This is a genomic window from Vibrio sp. 10N.286.46.A8 (assembly GCF_041470165.1).
Classification (GTDB): Bacteria; Pseudomonadota; Gammaproteobacteria; order Enterobacterales; family Vibrionaceae; genus Vibrio; species Vibrio tasmaniensis_A.
The window spans coordinates 8882-9345 of record NZ_JBFRLX010000260.1; the positions used below are offsets into that span (position 1 = coordinate 8882).

Genomic DNA, 464 nt, shown 5'->3' on the forward strand with positions numbered 1-464 from the left:
TGCTGTTTTACCAGTACCTGTTGGCGCAGAAGCCAAAACGTCTCTTCCATCTAACGCTTGTGGGATTGCTTCAGCTTGTATCTGTGTTGGGCGTTCGTAGCCCATTTCGTCAATTGCTTTAAGCAGCTCTTGGTTTAGATCGAGTTCTGCAAAGGTTCTGATCACTGTTGTTTCTCCACAAGCAATAAATGTTTCTGCCTCAAAAAGCAGACGATAAAAAAGAGTAGTCGGACATTATAGAAGCATTAGTGATTAGGATCACATGGTATTTGCTACATCTTGAGATAAAAATCTTTAGTAAGGGCAATAAATGCCTCGCTATAACCGCCATCGTGATGGATCGTAAGCGATTCACGCTGCAAATCTTGCTCGCTAACAGGATCTTTAGATAGTTCAAACAGGATTCTGCTTGGCGGTTTTTTGTCGGTTGTTTTCACATCAAGGCGCTTTGCTAGGTACCAACC

The 464-nt window shown here is 42.7% G+C and carries 1 protein-coding gene and 1 pseudogene; both read right to left on the reverse strand.

Annotated elements, in window-relative coordinates; genetic code table 11:
- Window positions 1-165: DEAD/DEAH box helicase (locus AB4232_RS22780; RefSeq protein WP_408063622.1), on the reverse strand; the 165-nt coding region annotated here is incomplete at its 3' end.
- Window positions 166-272: 107 nt separating this feature from the next.
- Window positions 273-464: pseudogene (locus AB4232_RS20850) on the reverse strand (tRNA (adenosine(37)-N6)-methyltransferase TrmM); the annotation flags it as partial.